The following is a 19,682-nucleotide window of genomic DNA, read 5'->3' on the forward strand; positions in this document are numbered from 1 at the left end:
ACATGACATTGAAGCCTGTTAACCGTCGCTCGGTGCTCCAGATGCTGGCCGCTGCCGGATCCGCACCATTCGTTCTCAAGAGTACCGTTGCCCGTGCGGAGACGCCGCTCACCGTCGGAGTTCTCTACTCCGGCTCCAAGCAGGATTACGGCTTCAACCAGTCCCACGCGCAGGCCGCCGCGGCGCTCAAGAAACAAGCCGGCATCAAGGTAATCGAGGAGGAGCGCGTTCCGGAAACGATCGCGGCCCAGCGCAGCATGGAAGGAATGATCCGTCAGGATGGCGCTCAACTCATCCTGGCGACGTCCTTTGGCTATTTCAAGCCACACGTTCTGGAGATGGCGGCCAAGTATCCGGATGTCACCTTCGCTCACACCGGCGGCATGTGGACGGCGGGCATGCCCGAGAACATCGGGACGTTCTACGCCTACATCTTCGAGGCGCAGTACATTTCGGGAATCATCGCTGGCCACATGACGAAGAGCAAGAAGCTCGGCCTTGTCGCTGCAAAGCCGACGCCCAATCTTCTGCGCAGCATCAACGCGTTTGCAATCGGCGCGCGATCAGTCGATCCGGCGATTCAGGTGCAGGTCATCTTCACGGGCGACTGGGTTCTTCCAGTCCGTGAAGCGGAGGCGACGAACACGCTGGTCGACCAGGGGGCCGACGTCATTGCCGCCCAGGTCGACAGCCCGAAAGTCGTGGTCGAGACGGCGGAGAAGCGCGGCGTCATGTCATGCGGCTACCATTCGAGTCAGGCCGATGTGGCTCCCAACGGCTATCTCACCGGAGCCGAGTGGAACTGGATCACGCCCTATCTTGTCTATGCCGGCAGCGTGCGTGGCGGCAAGAAGCCGGAGCACTATCTCCGTGCAGGGCTTGGTGACCATTTCGTAAAGAACAGTCCTTTTGGAAAACTCGTTACGCCTGAGGCGCGCGCAGCGGCCGAGACGGCACGGGCAGACCTCATGGGCGGCACGCGCGTGATCTACAGCGGCCCGCTCAAGGACAATAAGGGCAACGTCGTCATCCCTGCTGGCGTCATGCAGAGCAGCAACGACCGTGCGCTCGATGGCATCAATTATCTCGTCGAAGGCATCATCGGCCAAGTCTAGGAGGCGCTCTTGTCTTCGATCTCCGGAATCGAACCCGTGCCTCCGAAGCCGCTGGTAACCGCAGCTCGACTGAGTGTGGCCTTGCCTGTCCTGGCGGTGCTGCTCGCCTCCGCCATCTTTGCGGCGTTCGTGGCCTTGTACGGACAGAACCCCGCCACGGTGTTCGGTCTGATCGTCCAGGGCGGCTTCGGTAGCAGCTTCGCCTGGCAGGATACCTTGTCGCGCGCCGCTCCTTTGGTCCTCGTGGGCCTCGCCGTTGCGATCCCCGCGCAAGCGGGACTGGTGATTATCGGTGGCGAGGGGGCCTTGGTGCTCGGCGGGCTCGCGGGTGCCGTTGCGACGTTGCCGTTCGCGGGAACGCACGCGCTTCCCATGCAATTCCTCATGTTGGTGGCCGGCGCCTTGATCGGAGGGCTCTGGTTCGGTCTGGCGGGTGTGCTCCGCCAATATCGCGGCGTCAACGAAACGATCTCGAGCCTGCTGCTGTCCTACATCGGTATCGCCGTCTTCCATCACCTGACCGAAGGCATGTTGCGCGATCCGGCAAGTTTCGACAAGCCGTCGACCCACCCTATCGATCCCTCCTACATGCTGCCGACGCTGCCAGGTGTGAGCGTTCACGCCGGCCTTGCCGTCAGTCTATTGCTGGCGATCGCCGTACATGTCGTGCTCCGCTACACCCGCTGGGGGTTTGCGCTGCGAGTGGTTGGCGGAAGTGCCCGGGTCGCGAGGATGATCGGTCTTGCCGTGAATCGCTGGATCATCGGCGCCTCGGTCGTGGCAGGCGGCATGGCGGGCATTGCCGGCGCGATCGAGGTGGCGGCAGTGCAGGGGACGGCCAACTCCTCGCTCATCGTCGGCTATGGCTATAGCGGAATCCTCGTCGCCTTCCTGGCGCGGCACCAGCCGCTTGCGATTGTCGCCGTCGCACTGTTGATCGGCGGCATGCAGGCGAGCGCCAGTTTGCTGCAACGGCGTCTCGGACTTCCGGATGCGACAATGCTGGTGTTTCAGGGCCTGATTTTCGTCTGCGTTCTCGTCGCGGATGCAATTGCGCAACAACTCCGAGAAACGACGCGGAGGTAAGACATGGACGCTGCATCAATCGGCTGGCTTGCGCTGCCGCTCGCGATCCTGGGTGGCGCCATCCGGGTGTCGACACCCTTCATTTTCGTCAGCATCGGCGAGCTGATTACCGAGAAATCGGGCCGTATCAATCTAGGGCTCGAAGGCACGCTGATGCTCGGTGCCATGGCGGGATACGGGATCTCCTACCTCTCCGGCTCGCCCTGGCTCGGCGTGCTTTCCGCGGGACTCGCCGGCATGGCCTTCGGGCTTCTGCATGGCCTGCTGTGCAGTGTGAAGCGCGTCAATGACACCGCGATCGGCATCAGCTTGATCGTGCTGGGTACGGGCCTCGCGTTCTTCCTGGGCAAACCCTTGATCGAGCCCAAGGCGCCGCCGCTTCCCTCGATCGCACTCGGATTCTGGTCGAGCGTACCGCAGGTGCGAGCTGCGCTGGACGTTAACGCACTGTTCTTCGTCGGGATTGCATTGGCTTTTGCGGTCTACGTCTTCCTGAACAGGACGGGCTGGGGGTTGATGCTGCGCACGGTGGGAGATAGCGAGGAGGCGGCACGGGCGCTTGGCTTTCCCGTATTGCGGGTGCGCATCATCGCGACCATGGCGGGCGGCTTTCTCGCCGGCGTCGGCGGCAGCTTCCTGTCGCTTTCATATCCGGGGAGCTGGAGCGAAGGCCTGTCGAGTGGCCAAGGCATCATGGCGGTCGCGCTCGTCATCTTTGCGCGCTGGCGTTCGATCAATGCCCTCGGCGCATCGCTGCTGTTCGGCGGGGCGGGCGCTCTCGGTCCTGCGCTCCAGGGCATTGGCGTGACCGGCTACTACTACCTTTTCAACGCGGCTCCCTACGTTCTGACCCTTGCAATCATGGTGGCCTCGACGTCGCGGGCTGCTCCGTTCGCCGATGCGCCGGGCGAGCTCAAGCTCCACCGGTGAGAAGCGCCGTGACGAGAATTCATCCTCGGAGGAAAGTCCGATGAGCGTTCCGCAAGTCGAGCTCAAGAACATGACGAAGCGTTTCGGGGCGAACCTCGCACTGAACAACGTATCGCTGCCGATCCGCTCGGGCACCGTCCACGCGCTGCTCGGGGAGAACGGTGCCGGCAAGAGCACGTTGGTCAAATGCCTCGTGGGCTTTTATCATCCGGACGAGGGGCACATCCAGGTCGATGGGCGCGAGCACCGGCTGAACTCGCCGAAGGATGCCGATGCGCTCGGCATCGGCATGGTGTATCAGCATTTTACTCTCGTGCCGTCGATGACGGTGGCGCAGAATCTCGTCGTCAGCAGTGCGACATTGCCGGCCTATATCAATTGGCAAAGCGAGCTGAAGCGGCTGGCCAGAGTCACCAGGAAGCTTCCGTTTCACGTGCCACTCGACGTGCGCGTCTCGCAGCTCTCTGCGGGCGAGAAGCAGAAGGCCGAAATCGTCAAGCAGCTCTATCTCGGGCGCAAGCTCCTCATCTTGGACGAACCGACGTCGGTGCTCACGCCGGCAGAAGCCGACGAAGTGCTCGGCCATGTTCGCAGCCTGACACGGACGGGCGCGCTCAGCGCGATCCTGATCAGCCACAAGTTTCGTGAAGTGCGCCGATTTGCCGACGACGTGACGGTGTTGCGCAGAGGTGCGTCGGTGCGAACTGGGGCCGTTGCTGATTTGACGGACGATGCTCTGGCGGAAGCTATGATCGGAGAGCCCGTCAGCAAGATGGTGCAGCATGCGCCGAAATTACCTCCAAAGCCCAACGTTGTCCTTTCCATCAGGGACCTCTGCGCGAACGGGGACAATGGTCTTCCGGCTGTGAAGGATCTCTCGCTCGAGGTGCGAGCAGGCGAGATCGTCGGGATTGCCGGGGTATCCGGAAATGGACAGTTGGAGTTGGTCGAGGCCATGATGGGGCAGCGCGATCGCAACGGTACGATTGCCGTATCCGGCTCGTCCTTCAACGGTACACGAAAGGAAATCGCCCGCCTCGGCGTCTATGGCTTGCCGCAAGAGCCCCTCAAGAACGCCTGCATCGATCGCATGTCGCTGGCCGAGAATCTCGCCCTGCGCAATTTCGATCGGGTGCCGCTCTGCCGTGGTATCGCAATGAACTACCGGGCACTCGCAGAGCAGGCCGAGAGGTTGGTCGCACAATTTCGTGTAAAAGCTCCTGGCCTGAATGCAAGCATGAGCGCGCTGTCCGGTGGCAATGTTCAACGCGCTGTGCTGGCCCGAGAGCTCACGCAGGACGTTCGGTTGCTGGTCGCGTCGAATCCGACGTTCGGTCTCGATTTCGTCGCGTGCGAAGAAACGTACCGTCGGATCCTCGAGGCCCGGAACGGCGGAGCCGCAGTGCTGCTCATCTCGGAGGATCTCGACGAGTTGCTTGGCTTGGTCGACAGGCTCCTCGTCATGAGCGGGGGTCGCATCGTCCATGAAGTGTCAGCCGAGGGCGCCGACAAGCGCGTGATCGGCAAATACATGGCGGGAATGAAAGCGGCCTGATTTGAGGGCGCGGGTCTGATCAGAAACAAGAGGGGAGACGTTCGTGGTCACGCAGATCAATCATTTCATCGATGGCAAGCAGGTCTCGGGGGGCACCGAACGCAGCTTGCCCGTCTTCAACCCGGCAAAGGGCGAGCAGACGGGCCGTGTTGTGGCCGCCAACGCGGCTGTGGTGGCGGACGCGGTATCCGCCGCGAACAGGGCGGCACAGGGTTGGGCCGACACGACGCCTTTACGGCGTGCACGCATCCTCAATCGCTTTCTGCGGATCCTCGAGGATCGCGCAGGTCAGCTTGCCGACGTGATCGTCTCCGAGCACGGCAAGGTTCACTCCGACGCTCTCGGCGAAGTTCAGCGCGGAATGGAGGTGGTCGAGTTTGCCACAGCCGCTCCGCAGCTCCTCAAGGGCGAACTCACCGAGAATGTCGGTACCCGCGTCGACAGCTATTCTACGCGCCAGCCGCTCGGTGTCGTCGCCGGCATCACGCCCTTCAATTTCCCGGTCATGGTTCCGATGTGGATGTTCCCGGTCGCTCTCGCCTGCGGAAATGCGTTCATTCTGAAGCCATCTGAGCGCGACCCATCGGCGTCGCTGATCATGGCGGAGTGGCTCAAGGAAGCCGGTCTGCCGGACGGTGTGTTCAACGTGGTGCAAGGCGACAAGGAAGCGGTCGATGCGCTGCTGCATCACCCGGATATTTCGGCGATCAGCTTCGTGGGCTCCACACCGATCGCGCAGTACATCTATTCGACGGCCGCGAACACCGGGAAGCGCTGCCAGGCGCTCGGTGGCGCCAAGAACCACATGATCGTGATGCCCGATGCCGACATGGATCAGGCGGTCGATGCGTTGATGGGGGCCGCCTACGGTTCCGCCGGCGAACGCTGCATGGCGATCTCGGTTGCCGTGCCGGTCGGCGAGGGGACCGCGGACAGGCTGATATCCGCGCTCGAACCCAAGGTTCGAGGCCTGAAGGTCGGACCGGGTACCGACCGCGAAGCGGAGATGGGTCCCCTCGTCACGAAGCAGCACCTGGAGAAGGTAAGGAGCTATATCGATGCCGGTGTCGCCGAGGGTGCAAAGTTGCTGGTCGACGGACGCAGGTTCAGGATGCAGGGCTATGAAAATGGCTTCTTCGTGGGCGGAAGCCTGTTCGACCATGTCAAACCGAACATGAAGATCTACAAGGAAGAGATCTTCGGACCGGTGCTGTCAGTCGTTCGATCGCCGGACTACGCGACGGCCGCGCGCATGATCAATGAACACGAATTTGGCAATGGTACCGCCATCTTCACGCGTGATGGCGATGCCGCGCGTGAATTCGCCCATCAGATCAAGGTAGGGATGGTCGGCATCAACGTTCCGATTCCGGTGCCGATGGCCTTTCACTCCTTTGGTGGATGGAAAGCATCGATCTTCGGCGACCACCACATGCACGGCCTTGAAGGCGTCCGCTTTAATACGCGAATGAAGACGGTCACCAGCCGCTGGCCCACCGGAATACGAGCTGGTGCGGAATTCGTCATGCCGACAATGTCGTAGCACAACTGCGACCAAGTCTCTGCATACCGGTTCCTCCCTGACTGCGAGGGCCTCTCAGGCCCTCGCTTCTTTTCAGGCGACTTCATCCGCAACAAGACTCCTTCAGCGCTCGTAACGGTTGCTCGTCGCCGCAACGGCGCAAAATCTCCGCAAGCTCGCAAAGTTGATCCCGCTGCTAGCTAGGCTAGGCCGCTCATCGTGACGTAATCGTGTCCGCTGCGTCCTGGCCGTAACGGATAGCGAGACCGAAATAGCGCGCCTTTGATGTTTCGCGAAAAAGGTCGCTTCGACGCTAGCGGCGCCAAGACCCTCCTTCAATATTGCTTCGTACGAGTTTAGAATTGCGCTTGCCCCAGGCTCAAGAACTGCCTCATGCGAAGGCCTGGATGAAATATCGTAGATTTGACTTTGTGGGGAAAGGCAGTAGCACTCCCCGGCTGCCAACCGTACGATTTTGCACGCTAAACTACCATTGCGGGAAGCCCAATGAGAACGGCGGCGGTGCAATGACCATCCATTATTTCTTATGGTTTGGAACCTAGTAACTTCCTGTTATTCATTTTGTTTGCCCACTCCGGAGGCTTGGGCGTCCGGCACGAGCACCATGAACACCACCACCATCAGGGCCGCGACTAAGCGGGCAAGGATGGTCCAGAGACAATTAAGGCCGCCCTTGGAGGCGGCCTTAGTTCCTTGTCAGAGGCTGTCCTGGTTCTTCTGCGATCGCCCCGATTTCAAAGCGGAGAAGCCCCGCGTGTGGTCCTTTTCGGCTCCCTGATGAATGAAGCAGACGCAACCGTTGGGGCCCTTAGTTGTGTCAGCCAACCCCAGCAGCGTCGATGCGGCCTCACAAGCCGAAGTAGTTGGAGGACGAGCGGCAGACTGGCAGGCGACAGAGGAATTACTTCATCCTTTGCGGAGCCGAGACGGCATTAGCCGTTCTCGATTTTGGCTCGTTCATGGTCGCGCCGGGATTTGCCGAATTCGGGGGTCCTTGACGAACCAGGCACCCTGACCACCGGTGGCAGCTGGCGAATCTCTCTGACTGCCGCCTCCGGTCGCCGGCGCGTGCGGCTCGATCTAATCTGTTTAACGCGCAGACGAACCAGATCGAATATCATTATCTGTCGCGATTGCTGGGTGAGCCGATCGATGGCGCCCCTGATGGCAATGTGCGAGCCGAAGATTGATCTTACCGACGAGATTCACCCACCGCGGACTTGCACGACCTCGTTCAGCGCGCTGCTCTCGCCTTCATCAAAACGAAGAGGTGGGAGCCCGCGGCGGTCACCGAAAGGACGCGGTTCACTTTGGCAGGACGGCTTTAGAGTGGTCAAACCCGGCCTTTCCGAAGGTGACTGACCCGAACAAAGCAGACACGTGGCGACATAAGCTAAGTTCAGCCACGGACCAAAGCCAGCCGTACCCGCTTGGACGGCTTCCGCTTGAAGCAGAACGCAGCTTGAGTATCTGGGGCCCGCATCAAACTGCGATCGTCGCGCGCGTGACGGCTAAATTGACCGTTGCCCGCATCGACTGCGGTGCCCCATACATGCACGAGCGCCAGAGCCACTCGACAGGACCGAACCGATAGCGGCGCAGCCACCACGCGCTGAACACCACCTGGGCGACATACACGAAAATCCCGATCGCCAGTGTCGCGGCCACGCCGAAGCGGCCAAATTGGCTTAGACCATAACCGTAGAAGATCCAGCCGCAGATCACAGATTGCGCCAGATAGTTGCTGAACGCCATGCGGCCAAGCGGCGCGGCCCAGCCCAGCATCCTCCGCCCGCCCGAGAGGTTCACAGCGGCGATGACCGCGGCCGCATAACCCACGGCCAACACGACCGCCCCCAGCTGTTCCACCGGAGGATGCGCGCGCCCGAGCGACGGCCAATCGAAGAGCTCTTGTCCTGCTGCCGCGAGACTTAATCCGCCGCCGAGAAGAATGCCAAAGGTTGCGACGACGAACAGCGAGCGCCGGTTGGCCGAAGCGCGACGCAAAACCCCGCTACGCCACGTGAAGGCGCCGACCAGGAACAGCGCGACAGTGGCCGGCAAGGCCATGACCTCCAGCGGAAAAATCACCGTCACCTCGCGGATCCGGAACGCGAGCACATCGAAAAATCCGCCCGTGCCGTAGGCACGCGTCGCGTCCGCGGCAAGAGCGGCCATCCCGGCCGCATCCGGCAGCGGCACGATCGGCGGTAGCACCGGCATGGTCACGTCGAGCCCCAGGAGCAGCAGGGCTGCACCAGCCATGAGCCACCGCGCGCCGCCGAGGAAGGGCAGCACCACGAAGCCCGCCAGCGCATAATGGACGAGAATGTCGCCGCTCCAGATCAAATAGAGATGCACCAGGCCAATCCCCAGCAGCACCACCAGCCTGCGCACGAGCAAGATCATGCGCCGTGGATTGCCGGCAAGCCGCTCGAATTGGATGGCGAGGCCGACGCCGAACAGCAGCGAGAACAGCGCAACCGCCTTCGACTGGACGGCGACCGTCAGCACAGCCGCGACCGCCCGGTCGAGCGGCCCCGCCGGCTCCGCGTTCAGCAAGGACGGCGCGAAGAAGGAGACCCGAAATATGGTCACGATGTTCATGGCGAGCACGCCGAACAGGGCCAAGCCCCGCAGCACGTCAATCGCGTCGAGCCGCTCCGACGAGCTGATAGGCTTTGCAGGCGCGTCACTCGCCGTTGGCGCGGTGCGCGAGCCGATGCTTCCGCTGGTCATTGCAGGACTCCCCATTTCCGGTGGAGAGATTTAGAATCCTGCCTCGTGGCGTCAAACTACCTGAATTGGGGAGCTGCATCGAACCGTGACAAATTGATTCACTGCCAACGCGCGAGGAAATAAACATGAACTTGGATTGGCGGACTTTCTCCAATGGCTCAACTTGATCTCCCGGTATTGCCGCGGGTGTTATTTCGTACAGTTCGATAACAGACGAGACCACCAAACGCGAAATCTCTGCTATTGCCGAGCAGTATCTATGGTTGTCCGAATTTCGGCCTTTGAACGATCCGATGGAAGGATTCTCCCAACCAGACGTTCCGAAGTTTATCGACCCCACGGGGCGGACTAAGGGTGTTCTCCGCAGCAATCCAAAAATTCGAGATTTGTTGCTTTAGCTAAACCAACGACAACGAACTAAAGTGGGCGCATTGCGCGGCCAGGGTTTGCGTCGCATATTTGGCGGAACGCTTGATCGCCGGGACTGTTGATCGCAAGGCCGCCGGCCTTGCGAAACTGCAGCCCATCACCGATCGCGGCAAGTAGAGCGGTCGCACCCAATGCGCCGATGCCGGGGATCCGGCATCAGCCGGCATGTGACGTGCTCACGATCGGCTACCGATTCGATCTCCTCTCACTTTCGCGGATCCGTTCTTCGAGGCGGCGGAGATCGGCGAAGAGATCGCCGACCAGGCGATGCATCACTGGTGATAAATCGTTTCCTTCGTCATTCAAAGCGCGCCGCAACTCGAGCTTGAATATTCCGGCACCCTGACGCAAAGGTACACCGTACTCGAGGAGAAAGCCCGCATCTGATTCATCAGGCGTGTCCTCGAGCCAACCATCTGGTCACGGACTCGATGCAGCGCTTGAAGATCGGCCTAGTCCTCCTCCTTGACGGCGACGAAGCGAATCGTCGGTTGCGTTGCGGGCCTCGCCGTCGATGATATCGTTCTCGTTTGGCTTCACCTAGGGCTTCACGAATTGCGCGGGGATCAAGCGTGCCTGGTGACCAAGTGCTTGCATTTTCCGGCGAGCCACCTTGAACCGGCGCAGGATTCCATGCCAACGATGCTTGCTTGTGCGCGAGCAATGAAGAAGGGTGTCACGTCGAGGCGAACTTTCTGAACAGGTGTGCGGTTGCAGCGTCCCCTAGACTGTAAGGCGTTACGGCCTTCCCGTCACTAGGGCTAGTGCCTGCTCCTTTCGACAAGATAAAAGCACCCATCGTCTGTTCTGGCCATACGATCCCGTATTTCGAACCATTCGCGCATCGTCGGGTTGATGTAATCAAACGCACGCGTCGCAAAACAACGGCGAGGCGCTGCGCTGTCGGTTTCCGTTTTCCCACCTTGCAGGTGCGCTAAGGGATTAGCACTTAGTGGCGTGACTTGTCGTCTGAACATCTTCCCATTTCCTTAGCGGCTCACCCTCACGCACTGCACAGCGGCGCATTCTATCGATGTGAGAAGCACTTTTGCCCTAGCACACCCTGCCGGTCCTCGCTTTGGGCGTGGAGGCCCACTATCTACAAGACAATTGGGTTTCCTGCGTATTGTGGTCTGACGTCCAATTCGGCCCCTGACCGGGATGTAGTCATGGCACTGGGGAACGACCGACGAGAACGGTGAGCAAGCCGCCACCCCACAGGCGCGCCGCTGCTCTCTTGGCATCCTCCAACGTTACCGCATCGACGACGGAGTCGTGTTTTTCGAGATAGTCGATCGGCAGCCTATCAAGCTGATGCTGCAACATCGTTCGCGCAAGCTTCGATGTTGTGTTGAGAGCTACTATCTGCGAGCCCTTGAGGTAAGACTTTGCATCATCGAGTTCCTGCTGGGTCGGTCCTTTCTCGGCAAGGTGGCGGACCTGCCTCTCGATCTCTTCGACTGTCCTGCCGGCGCGGTCAGCCCGCGTGCCGCTATCGCCGACGAACACGGCTGAATGATCCATCCAGACCAGCCGCTCGCTGACGAAATAGGCCAACCCGCGCTTCTCGCGGACTTCGCGGAAGAGCCGCGAGGTCAAACCGCCGCCGCCAAGGATGTGGTTGACGACACAGGCTGCCATGAAATCCGGTTCGGTGCGCCGGACGCCGGGACCCCCGAATGTCACAAACGTCTGAGGTACATCGAGCGGAATGAAGATGCGCTGCGGCGGCTTTGCTGCGACCACGTCCGCAACCGGCGTCGAATTCGAGCTGGCCGGCAGGCCCCCAAAAGTCATGTCGAGCAATTTGCAGAGGACCTCTGGATCGATGTCGCCGACCACCGCGATCTTGAGTGCGTCTTTTGCGATTACGCTTCGGAGATACCCCTTGAGATCTGCTACATCGATCTTCGGCACGCTCTCGAGGGTGCCTTCGGCCTGCCGAGCATAAGGATGATCCTTGAAGGCCACCTCGAAGAATTTGCGATTTGCGAGCGACGCCGGATTGGTCGAGTCATGCCGAAGCTTCGCAAGCACGCCGGCACGAATTCGTTCGACATCGGCCGGGTCGAAACGTGGTGAGGTTAGCGCCAACCGTAAGAGGTCAAAGGCGTCCTCCTTGCAGTCCTTCAGCGTGTGCAAACTGCCGCGGAAGTAGTCGCGATGCGATGCAAAGCTCAACTCAATTGCGCGGCCATCGAGCCGCTCATGAAACGTCTTGGCGTCAAGATCGCCGGCGCCTTCGTCGAGTAGGCTAGCCACCATGTGTCCAACACCGGGTTTCTCGCTGGGATCCTGCGTCGCGCCGCCGCCGAAGGCATATTCTACGGCGATCAGTGGGACAGTCGCATCCTGCACTAACGTTGCCTTTATACCGCAAGGCGAGACCAGGTGCTTGATCTTGGTCGCGGCAAGCGTGCTGGTGGCAGCAAGCAAACTTGGTGATGCGAGGATTGCGATTGAACCCGATGCCCCGGCGAGGAGGACGTCACGTCGTGTGCAAGACTGGGTCATTATCGCCTCTCCGCGTGTCTTTGGGTGGGTTCCTTGACGAGATAGCCTGTCACCGAGCGCTTTTTGTCGAGCCATTTGCGCGCGGCCGCGAGCACTTGCGCGGCACTGACTTCGCGGATGCTGTCCGGCCAGCCTCGGATCTCGTCGATGGTCAGTCCTGTCGTGAGCCGGCGGCCGTACCAGGCCGCAAGCTTTGCTTGGTCGTCCTGGGCATAGATTGCTTGAGCGAGCAGCCGCGTCTTGGCCAGCTCGATATCTTCTGTGCGCGCAGGATGCTGCGCAATACCGGCAATCACGCCGTCGATGGCGTATTCAATCTGCCCGAACTCGATGCCGGGTTCTGGTGTAACAGAAATTGTGAGTAGCGACGAATCAAGGGCGGTGGGCTCGTACCTCGCCGAGGCACTACTCGCGAGCTTCTTGTCGATCACCAGCGCGCGATAGAGATATGAGTTGATGCCGCCGCCCATCAATTGCGCGAGCACGTCAAGCACCGGACTCTCGCCTGCGACCGCAGTGCGCGCCGACGGCACCAGATAGTAGCGGTGCAGCACTGGCTGCTCAACGCGGGGATCGGCCAGTGTCACCGTGCGTTCTGCGGCCGGAGGCGGCTCCTGAGGTCGCAAGCGTTCCGCCGGGATCCGTGGTTGCAGGGGAATGCCGCCAAAACTCGTCTCCACCAGCGGGCGGAGCGCGCCCGCCTCTACGTCACCGGCGATGATTAGGATAGCGTTGTTCGGTGCATAGAACCGCTTGTAAAAGCCGAGCGCGTCTTCACGGCCAAGCTTTTCGATCTCCTGCCGCCAGCCGATGATGAGCCGACCGTAGGGGTGGTTGAGGTAAAGTGCCGCCAACATCTGCTCGATGAGCCGCGCACCTGGATTGTTGGCGACGCCCATATTTAATTCTTCGAGCACGACGTCGCGCTCGGACAGCACGTCCTCATCTTTAAGAACAAGATTGGTCATGCGATCAGCTTCAAATTCCAGCATCTTGCCGAGCTGATCGCGCGGAACATGCTGAAAATAGCTTGTATAGTCGGTGCCGGTGAAAGCGTTTTGGTAACCGCCGACGCGCTGCACGGCCTGGGTAAATTCACCCGGCGGATGTTTGGATGTGCCCTTGAACATCAGATGTTCGAGGAAATGCGCCAGCCCCGATCTTCCGGGTGGCTCGTCCGCGGAGCCGACCTTATACCAGATCATCTGAGTTACGACGGGCGTCCGATGATCCGGTATCACCACAACCTCGAGCCCATTCTGAAGCGAAAAGATGGCTGGTCGATCCCACCTGGCCTGAGCAAGAACGCCGCCCTCGTGAGAACCGTATTGGTTAGGAGTAGTGCTATCCCTCGTTCTCTCTTCGACTAGTGTCGTCCGTGTCATCGGGAAGGCACGTGCGGCGATCTCCTTCGTGTTGGCGGTGACCGAACTCCGATCGCTCATGGTAACGCCTTTCGTTCCATACATATGCATCGACTGTGGCGGAGCAGAACAAGGCTTGGCAGCCGCTCACCGTCCGAACTGCAATGAAGCAAAGGCTGGGCCATTTGGCATGGGATGCGCAAGGGCGTGCGCCACCTGGATATAAAGCAGAACCAACGCCTATCCTGTCGAAAGGCCGCTGTCGCCATGTCGTGAACACGACATGGCGCAGGGAGCCTTACAATTTGGCGAGATTGTACAGCGACAACTTACTCACATAGATTGGGCTGAGACTTGATAGGCGGCTCACCTTGTTGGAGTTTGCTATTAGACGTTTTTCTGCTGTGGCTTTTCCATATTGTGAAGCTACTACTCTGACGGTTGGTCGCACGGAAACGGTAGAGCCAACGAGCGCCAGCTCCTTCCGGCATTCAACCGTTGTGGGCGCCCGCTGAAAGCGGCGACGACGCTCTCAAGGATCTCCCTCTGGCTTGGCCATTCAATCGCTTACTTCCGTCATTAGTGTCAGCATCCATCAACGACCAAGAACGTCTGATTCAATTAGGGTCCAAGGTCGTGGCCCCAGTGATGGTGTAGCTCGCAAACAGCGCTGTAGCGGGCGGGCGGTTTTGCGGTGGTCATCGATGATTCGTCGGTAGGGGTCGGGTTGCTAACCCCAACCTGATTCGAGGAGCCGCCGATGACCGACGAGATGATGAACTCTTCCAAGCTAGCGCGCCGATTCGCTTCCCGACGCGGGAGCCGGTTGGATGATTGATCCGACTCAGCTTCTTAGTCATCCAGGGACGACTATTTAAAGTGGACCCCACCGGCTCATATCATGCGGCAAAGTCGGGGGCCGACTTCCTCGAAGCCGTTGCGCAGATAGAAGTCGAGGGTACGCTTCCATTTCGGCTGCCACGGTGCTCCGACCTCCAACCGCTTCCATCCTCGCACGCGTCCTTCGGACAGAGCGACCGCGATCAGATGAGGCGCAATGCCCTGCGATCTCATGTCGGGGCGAACATAGAGCTCCGAGATTTCTCCGAACTTGCCGCCCGCGTAGATCGCAGTGCATTCGTTTAGAAGCATGACGCCAGCCGGCTCGTTGTCTCCGCAGGCGATCACCGCGACGACGCTGACATCCGCAAGAACTGCCGTCGCGCTTCGCGTGACGATTTCGATCCCGGGGGCCATCCGGCCCAAGAGCTCGACTTGGAGAGCATGAACGAAGCGGGCGACGGTTCCGGCATCTGTGACTTCAGCGCGGCGTGTGGATATGACCGGCATCTTTCTTTCCTGTCTGCTCCGAATCGGAATGGAATCACTCTGCGCCACGAGCGTCAGCGTGACATTTGTGATCTGCTAGACAGAGACAAGCCTAGCTGAGAATCCCGAACACCTCGAACCACAGCCGATTGGAGCACTTTCCAATTAGCTGATCTCTGCTGCGGGTCTTGGTTGAGTGAAAACGCCTGATGACCCGCGATTTCGGCTGTCAATCAGCGTCCACAACCAAATTTCGATCCAACCGATCGCTTTCACGTCGCAGGGTACACGAAGTAAAGCTCGCCTCTCCAAGATAGGATCATGATCATCGCGAACCTCATTTGTCGAAACGGTCCTTCAAGCGGCTGCTGATCTTGAGCCGACAATCCGATGAGACGATCACGTATTCCAGGTCAAAAAGCCGATGTATGTCGGTACGTAGAAGGAACGTCCAAAGGTGTATGCGCTCCACCGCATTTTGACTCTCGGAAACCGAGCTCAATTGCTCCGTGACCGCAGTCTATAGATATTGGCCATCTCCTTCCTCGGTGCTGAATCCTTTACCAGTCACAATGTTTGGAGGCCAGCTCTCTGGAATGGTAGCCATGAATCCCCGGCCAGAAGGACCGCTGGGGTAGGATTCGACAGCCGATAACAGGATCCTCTCGGTCGTCGACAGCGATGGGATCGAAACGATAACTCCCTATTCGCGCATTTCACGACGACTTGAGACGCGTTCTTTAGGCTAAAGGTGTCCTGGCCAGGGAGGGAGGCGCAACAGGTGGCGAGAGTCGCAACATCGCCAAGGCAGTCGGGGCGCGGTCGGGCGAGATCAACCGTACGGTCACCGCCTTTGAGCACGACGATCTCCGGCGATCGCTGGCGCTGTAACGAAGACTCATCTTGGCGAATCCAAGTCGATCTCAATCTCGCCCGGACGCTGCTCGATTGAGTCCCGCGAAGGAAACTGGAGAAGGCAAGCGCCGTGGGCGGGCTGGCGGGCTGGATCATCACCCGCGGGAGGCCAGTCGTCGACACCGGTGTCGCGCCCGCCGACCAGGACGGACTTGCTCGCCTCCACCTCCGGCGATCCGCACCATTAGTTTGGCCGCGACCTCTCGCCCCTCGCTCCACAATCTCGAGGCATAGCCGAGCAGCAAGAACAGCACAAGCTCGCGGCTGATGCGCCCATGCATCAGCGAAACTGTCGCTACGTAGACCAGGGCGGCGGCAACGAAGCAGTATTCGGGCGCGATCGGCGCGAGCTCGCGGACTACGCGCCAGCCTCCAATGACGAGCGCCACGAGCGCGAGCCCGGCGAGCGAGCCGAACTCGAGCGCCGCCCGCAGGAAGACGTACATGCACGCCGATGCTCTCGATGCAGCCCGTCGCCTCAAAGCCATCGAGGCTGATTCCAGACGGACCTGCCGCCAGCAAGAGACGCATAGCATCGGAAAAATCTGGCCGCGGATCGCAATCCGGATGTCGCGATCGACCGCATCGCAGGCGGTCGACCAGGCGCCGGCGGCTGCATAAAAGGCAAGGTCGACAAATACCCGCGTGGTCTGCGAGCGCAGCGCCAGCGCGCCGACGATCGCGAAGAGCGCCAGGGCGGTCACGGCCGCAATCACCTTGCGGCTCTGCACGCGCGGGCCGAGCACTGCAGGGACGAGCAGCGCCAGCGCCACAAAGCTAAACCGCACCATCGAGGCGGCGAAGATCGCAGGCGGCACCATAGCAAGAACGCCGCGCGCGATTACACCAGAGGCACGGGACGGGCTCGTCAGCCAAGCCAGCAGGCAGAAATCCATCAAACTCGCGAACTGCGGCCGGCGCGGGGGCGAATTGGCAAACACCCTTGACTTGCCATGCGGCGCCAACCATTGCTGGATTAAGGCAACCACGTCGCCAGTGCGCCGGCCGCCATCACCGCGGACTCGATCATCATCAGTCTCCGCCGGATCTCGCGCTCGCCGCAAAGGCGCCCCGCCAGGTAGCCGCCCAGCGTGATCACCAGAAGCGTCAGCTCCTTGAGGTCGACGCCAATCACTGGGTCGATTAACTGTCTGATGGCTCCGGGGCGGGTAAGATTTGGCTGCTTTTGCTGGAGCTTCAATCGTGTTCGCTTGTCGGCGTGTATGTCTGAATCCCGACACGAAGGCGCAGATGATCGGCCCGCGCGGCACAGTGCATTGATTTTTTCTTCCCCAAGCAAATGTCGCACAGATACTTTTGCGGCATGCTGATTGCAGGGAGGCGATAAAGGACCGTTTCGGCAATAGTGGTCTCTCGGTCAACGACGCAGGAGAGATGAAAGTTCTCGATCGTCACAAATTGATACCAGACACTGGCCCCGGTAAGGCACCTCCCCAATTGAAGCTTTGTCCGTCGCGGGTCCCTCCGTCGTTCTTCACGACGACCGCAGATCATGTCGTTCACGCAAACTAAAAGCGAAGTGTCGGCACAGGATTTCTGATGAGCTCTACGCAAGCAATTCGTGAACGCCTGCACGACGCCGGCGCGTCGTTTGCGGCAAACGACAATATCGCAGAATATCTGCTGCCTGGCGACATTGATGTGATCCAAGCCGAAGTCGAGCAGCACGTGCAGGCTGTGCTTGAAGCCCTGGTTATCGACACCAGCCGCGACCACAACACCAAAGCGACCGCAAAGCGCGTTGCCAGGATGTACGTGCGCGAGGTTTTTGCCGGCCGCTTTGAGTCCGCGCCCGAGATTACGGGCTTCCCGAACGCGAGCGGCCTGAACGAACTCTACACGTTGGGTCCCATTGCCGTGCGCTCGACGTGCTCGCATCACCTCGTACCCATGACCGGCCGCATGTGGGTTGGCGTGGTGCCCGGCGAAAAAGTGATCGGTATCAGCAAACTGGTGCGCGTTGCCAACTGGATCATGTCGCGCCCGCACATCCAGGAGGAGGCCGCTGTTATGTTGGCGGACGAGCTGGAACGCCGCATCCAGCCGAAGGGATTGGCCGTCATCGTTAGGGCGCAGCACCAATGCATGATCTGGCGGGGTGTTCGCGAGACTGACACCATCATGATAACCAACATCATGCGCGGTGCTTTCCGCGACGACAGGACATTGCGCAGCGAATTTATGGCACTGATCAAGGATCAACCGTGACCTACCTATCGACGAAGACATACGGTCATGAAATCGGACTATCCGCTACATTTCGCCAGTGGCGCGCGCTGTCACACTGTCGTCTGCTGCACGGTTACTCGTTGTCATTTCGCTTCGAGTTCGAGGCCGACACTCTAGACGACAAGAATTGGGTCGTTGATTTTGGTGGCCTCAAAGAGCTGAAAGCGATCCTCGAACACACGTTTGACCATAAGACCGTCGTAGCTGCGGACGATCCAGAGCTTGAATGGTTCCACGAAGCGGCGCGGCGTGGCGTCGCGGATATCGTTGTGCTACCTGCTGTCGGCTGCGAAAAGTTTGCCGAGCACGTCTACGGCATCGCGAGCAAGTGGCTGCTGACAGAGCGACTTGCTCCGCGTTGCCGGCTTGCATCTGTCGAAGTCAAAGAGCACGGTGCGAACAGCGCGATCTATCGGGGAACGAGCCGTGCTGCCGGTCAACGAGATCTTTGAAAGTATCCAGGGCGAAACCTGCAAGAGCGGCACGCCGTCCGTGTTCTTGCGGCTACAGGCTGGCCCAGTTGGTTGCCCCGGGGTGTGACAGCAAGCGCACATGGATCGCAGATCCAGCACGCCAAGTGCCGATAACCGAGATCACCGCCAAGATCGAGGACGCCAACACCTGGGGCTATGATGTCGCCGGAGGAAATGCTCGCCGTGCAGGGGGTTAGGGCTCGGCATGTCATGATCACGGGCGGCAAGCCCGCAGGATACGACCTTTAGCCATTGATGACGCTACTTATCAAGTCTGGTTCTGGCACTGAGCCGCTCCCCCAAGCGGAAAGCGTCCTGAACAGGACCTCTCCTACTTTCAGCTATCGCTTCGGTGGCGACGCCGCTAATATTTCAATTTGGCACTTTTAGGATAAGGCTCTTTGCAAAATCGCGCCAGAAATCTCCCCTGTAGTGAGTCGTGACTATCCGAATATTTCTTTTGCAGGCGGCAGACAGGAGACTATCGAGCAGGGCGCAGCCGGTTTTCAGACTTTCTTGTTCTGCCGCTGGTTCGACAGCCTGGGCGAACAACAGGAGCCATTCCGCGCCGATGTGCAATGCAGCGGTAGCCATCAGTCGAGTAGAGGCACCTCACGTTTCGGATCTCGACAAGCCTCTCAATGAACGTTCCAGGGGCGACATCAAGGTGATCTGGATCATGGATTTCGGAAGCGGTCTGGCCGGGGTTGGCAAGGATCTCTTTAAGATGAGCTGGTCCAATTTCCTAAGAAGGCGAGTTGTCTTTAGGGCTGCGGCCGCTTTATCGACGCACAGCAAGCGTTGCTTTTTGTTCTTCACTGTCGCGCAGTCCGTTATTGGCATACTGGCCCGCCGTACATCGGCTGCCAATGCGGGCGAAGACGAAAAGAGGATGATTGCGGCGCTACAAAGGTACGAAGCATCTCTGCTTCTGAATTGGCTGCTGAGACTCATCCGGACTCATCTTTCCACAAAGAGAAGGCATGAAGGCTGCTCGAAACTCGGCAACGGCCCTCCGTGGGCGGTTCGCCCGGGGGCTGCGGCGCCGCGCAGCCTACGCGTTGCAGGCTTCATCGCGCATCGATTAGGTTAGCTATAAGACTTATGCGCTTGCAGACCAATTCACTGAAACTTGTAGGACGCCTCTAAGAAGGTACCCCATCGCTCCATGCTGTACTTCGCGAGTGCAGGGATCTGAATGAACGTGGCTCGGCCGCTGCAGCCGCTGCAGTTGAATATGAAATCGCTGTCGTTCTTGGTCCACATTGCCCAGTACCGAGCCTTGGTCCACATTGCCCAGTACCGAGCGCCGACGCCGATACTGATATTTCTGCCGAGGAGGTACGACAGCGTTCCTCCCCCACCTTGCCTGCGCTGATCGTAGAAAGTTGTTTCAGGACGGAGGAGATGGTTATCGCAACCGTGAAGTCGGTCCAGGCA

Annotated in this window: 14 protein-coding genes; 8 read left to right on the forward strand and 6 right to left on the reverse strand. The window is 59.9% G+C overall.

From position 1 onward, the window contains the following. Positions 1-2: 2 nt before the first annotated feature. From HZZ13_RS14560 to HZZ13_RS14580, 5 genes are read left to right on the forward strand one after another with little or no spacing between them, the layout of a single operon-like run. The gene (locus HZZ13_RS14560) at positions 3-1,115 is read left to right on the forward strand and encodes a BMP family ABC transporter substrate-binding protein (protein ID WP_197960260.1); all 1,113 of its coding nucleotides are present in this window, start codon (positions 3-5) and stop codon (positions 1,113-1,115) included. Between the two features lie 9 nt (positions 1,116-1,124). Further along, complete coding sequence (locus tag HZZ13_RS14565; protein WP_197960261.1) at positions 1,125-2,201, forward strand: ABC transporter permease; 1,077 nt, start codon at positions 1,125-1,127, stop codon at positions 2,199-2,201. A 3-nt stretch (positions 2,202-2,204) separates the two neighbouring features. Next, positions 2,205-3,131: an ABC transporter permease gene (locus HZZ13_RS14570; RefSeq protein WP_197960262.1), complete on the forward strand. Its 927-nt coding sequence runs from the start codon at positions 2,205-2,207 to the stop codon at positions 3,129-3,131. A gap of 40 nt (positions 3,132-3,171) precedes the next feature. Next, positions 3,172-4,686, forward strand: coding sequence for an ABC transporter ATP-binding protein (locus tag HZZ13_RS14575; protein WP_197960263.1), 1,515 nt, complete (start codon positions 3,172-3,174; stop codon positions 4,684-4,686). 43 nt (positions 4,687-4,729) lie between these two features. Then, positions 4,730-6,229 (forward strand): CoA-acylating methylmalonate-semialdehyde dehydrogenase, encoded by a 1,500-nt coding sequence (locus HZZ13_RS14580; protein ID WP_197960264.1) that lies wholly within the window; start codon positions 4,730-4,732, stop codon positions 6,227-6,229. A 1,482-nt stretch (positions 6,230-7,711) separates the two neighbouring features. On the opposite strand, the gene HZZ13_RS14585 is transcribed toward HZZ13_RS14580, so the two are convergent. From HZZ13_RS14585 to HZZ13_RS14610, 6 genes are all read right to left on the reverse strand, one after another. Then, complete coding sequence (locus HZZ13_RS14585; RefSeq protein ID WP_197960265.1) at positions 7,712-8,968, reverse strand: DUF418 domain-containing protein; 1,257 nt, start codon at positions 8,966-8,968, stop codon at positions 7,712-7,714. A 1,596-nt stretch (positions 8,969-10,564) separates the two neighbouring features. Continuing rightward, positions 10,565-11,911 (reverse strand): M16 family metallopeptidase, encoded by a 1,347-nt coding sequence (locus tag HZZ13_RS14590; protein ID WP_197960266.1) that lies wholly within the window; start codon positions 11,909-11,911, stop codon positions 10,565-10,567. After that, entirely contained in the window at positions 11,911-13,296 is a 1,386-nt protein-coding gene (locus HZZ13_RS14595; RefSeq protein WP_197960312.1) for a M16 family metallopeptidase, read from the reverse strand. The genes HZZ13_RS14590 and HZZ13_RS14595 overlap by 1 nt, the downstream gene beginning before the upstream one ends. Positions 13,297-14,169: 873 nt before the next feature. Further along, complete coding sequence (locus HZZ13_RS14600; RefSeq protein ID WP_027577708.1) at positions 14,170-14,625, reverse strand: GNAT family N-acetyltransferase; 456 nt, start codon at positions 14,623-14,625, stop codon at positions 14,170-14,172. A gap of 989 nt (positions 14,626-15,614) precedes the next feature. Further along, positions 15,615-16,292 (reverse strand): hypothetical protein, encoded by a 678-nt coding sequence (locus tag HZZ13_RS14605; RefSeq protein ID WP_197960267.1) that lies wholly within the window; start codon positions 16,290-16,292, stop codon positions 15,615-15,617. A gap of 203 nt (positions 16,293-16,495) precedes the next feature. After that, positions 16,496-16,720 carry a hypothetical protein gene (locus tag HZZ13_RS14610; RefSeq protein ID WP_197960268.1) on the reverse strand — a complete coding sequence of 75 codons (225 nt, stop codon included), beginning with the start codon at positions 16,718-16,720 and terminating at the stop codon, positions 16,496-16,498. Positions 16,721-17,079: 359 nt separating this feature from the next. On the opposite strand from HZZ13_RS14610, the gene folE reads away from it, so the two are divergent. The 3 genes from folE to HZZ13_RS14625 all read left to right on the forward strand — a co-directional run bounded on the left by folE (position 17,080) and on the right by HZZ13_RS14625 (position 19,335). After that, positions 17,080-17,748 (forward strand): GTP cyclohydrolase I, encoded by a 669-nt coding sequence (folE, locus tag HZZ13_RS14615; protein WP_197960269.1) that lies wholly within the window; start codon positions 17,080-17,082, stop codon positions 17,746-17,748. Beyond that, positions 17,745-18,221 (forward strand): 6-pyruvoyl trahydropterin synthase family protein, encoded by a 477-nt coding sequence (locus tag HZZ13_RS14620; protein ID WP_197960270.1) that lies wholly within the window; start codon positions 17,745-17,747, stop codon positions 18,219-18,221. Before folE ends, HZZ13_RS14620 begins: the two co-directional genes overlap by 4 nt. Before the next feature lie 592 nt (positions 18,222-18,813). Next, positions 18,814-19,335 (forward strand): hypothetical protein, encoded by a 522-nt coding sequence (locus HZZ13_RS14625; protein ID WP_197960271.1) that lies wholly within the window; start codon positions 18,814-18,816, stop codon positions 19,333-19,335. The last annotated feature ends 347 nt before the right edge of the window (positions 19,336-19,682 follow it).

Origin of the sequence: Bradyrhizobium agreste, assembly GCF_016031625.1 — a bacterium.
Lineage (GTDB): Bacteria > Pseudomonadota > Alphaproteobacteria > Rhizobiales > Xanthobacteraceae > Bradyrhizobium > Bradyrhizobium agreste.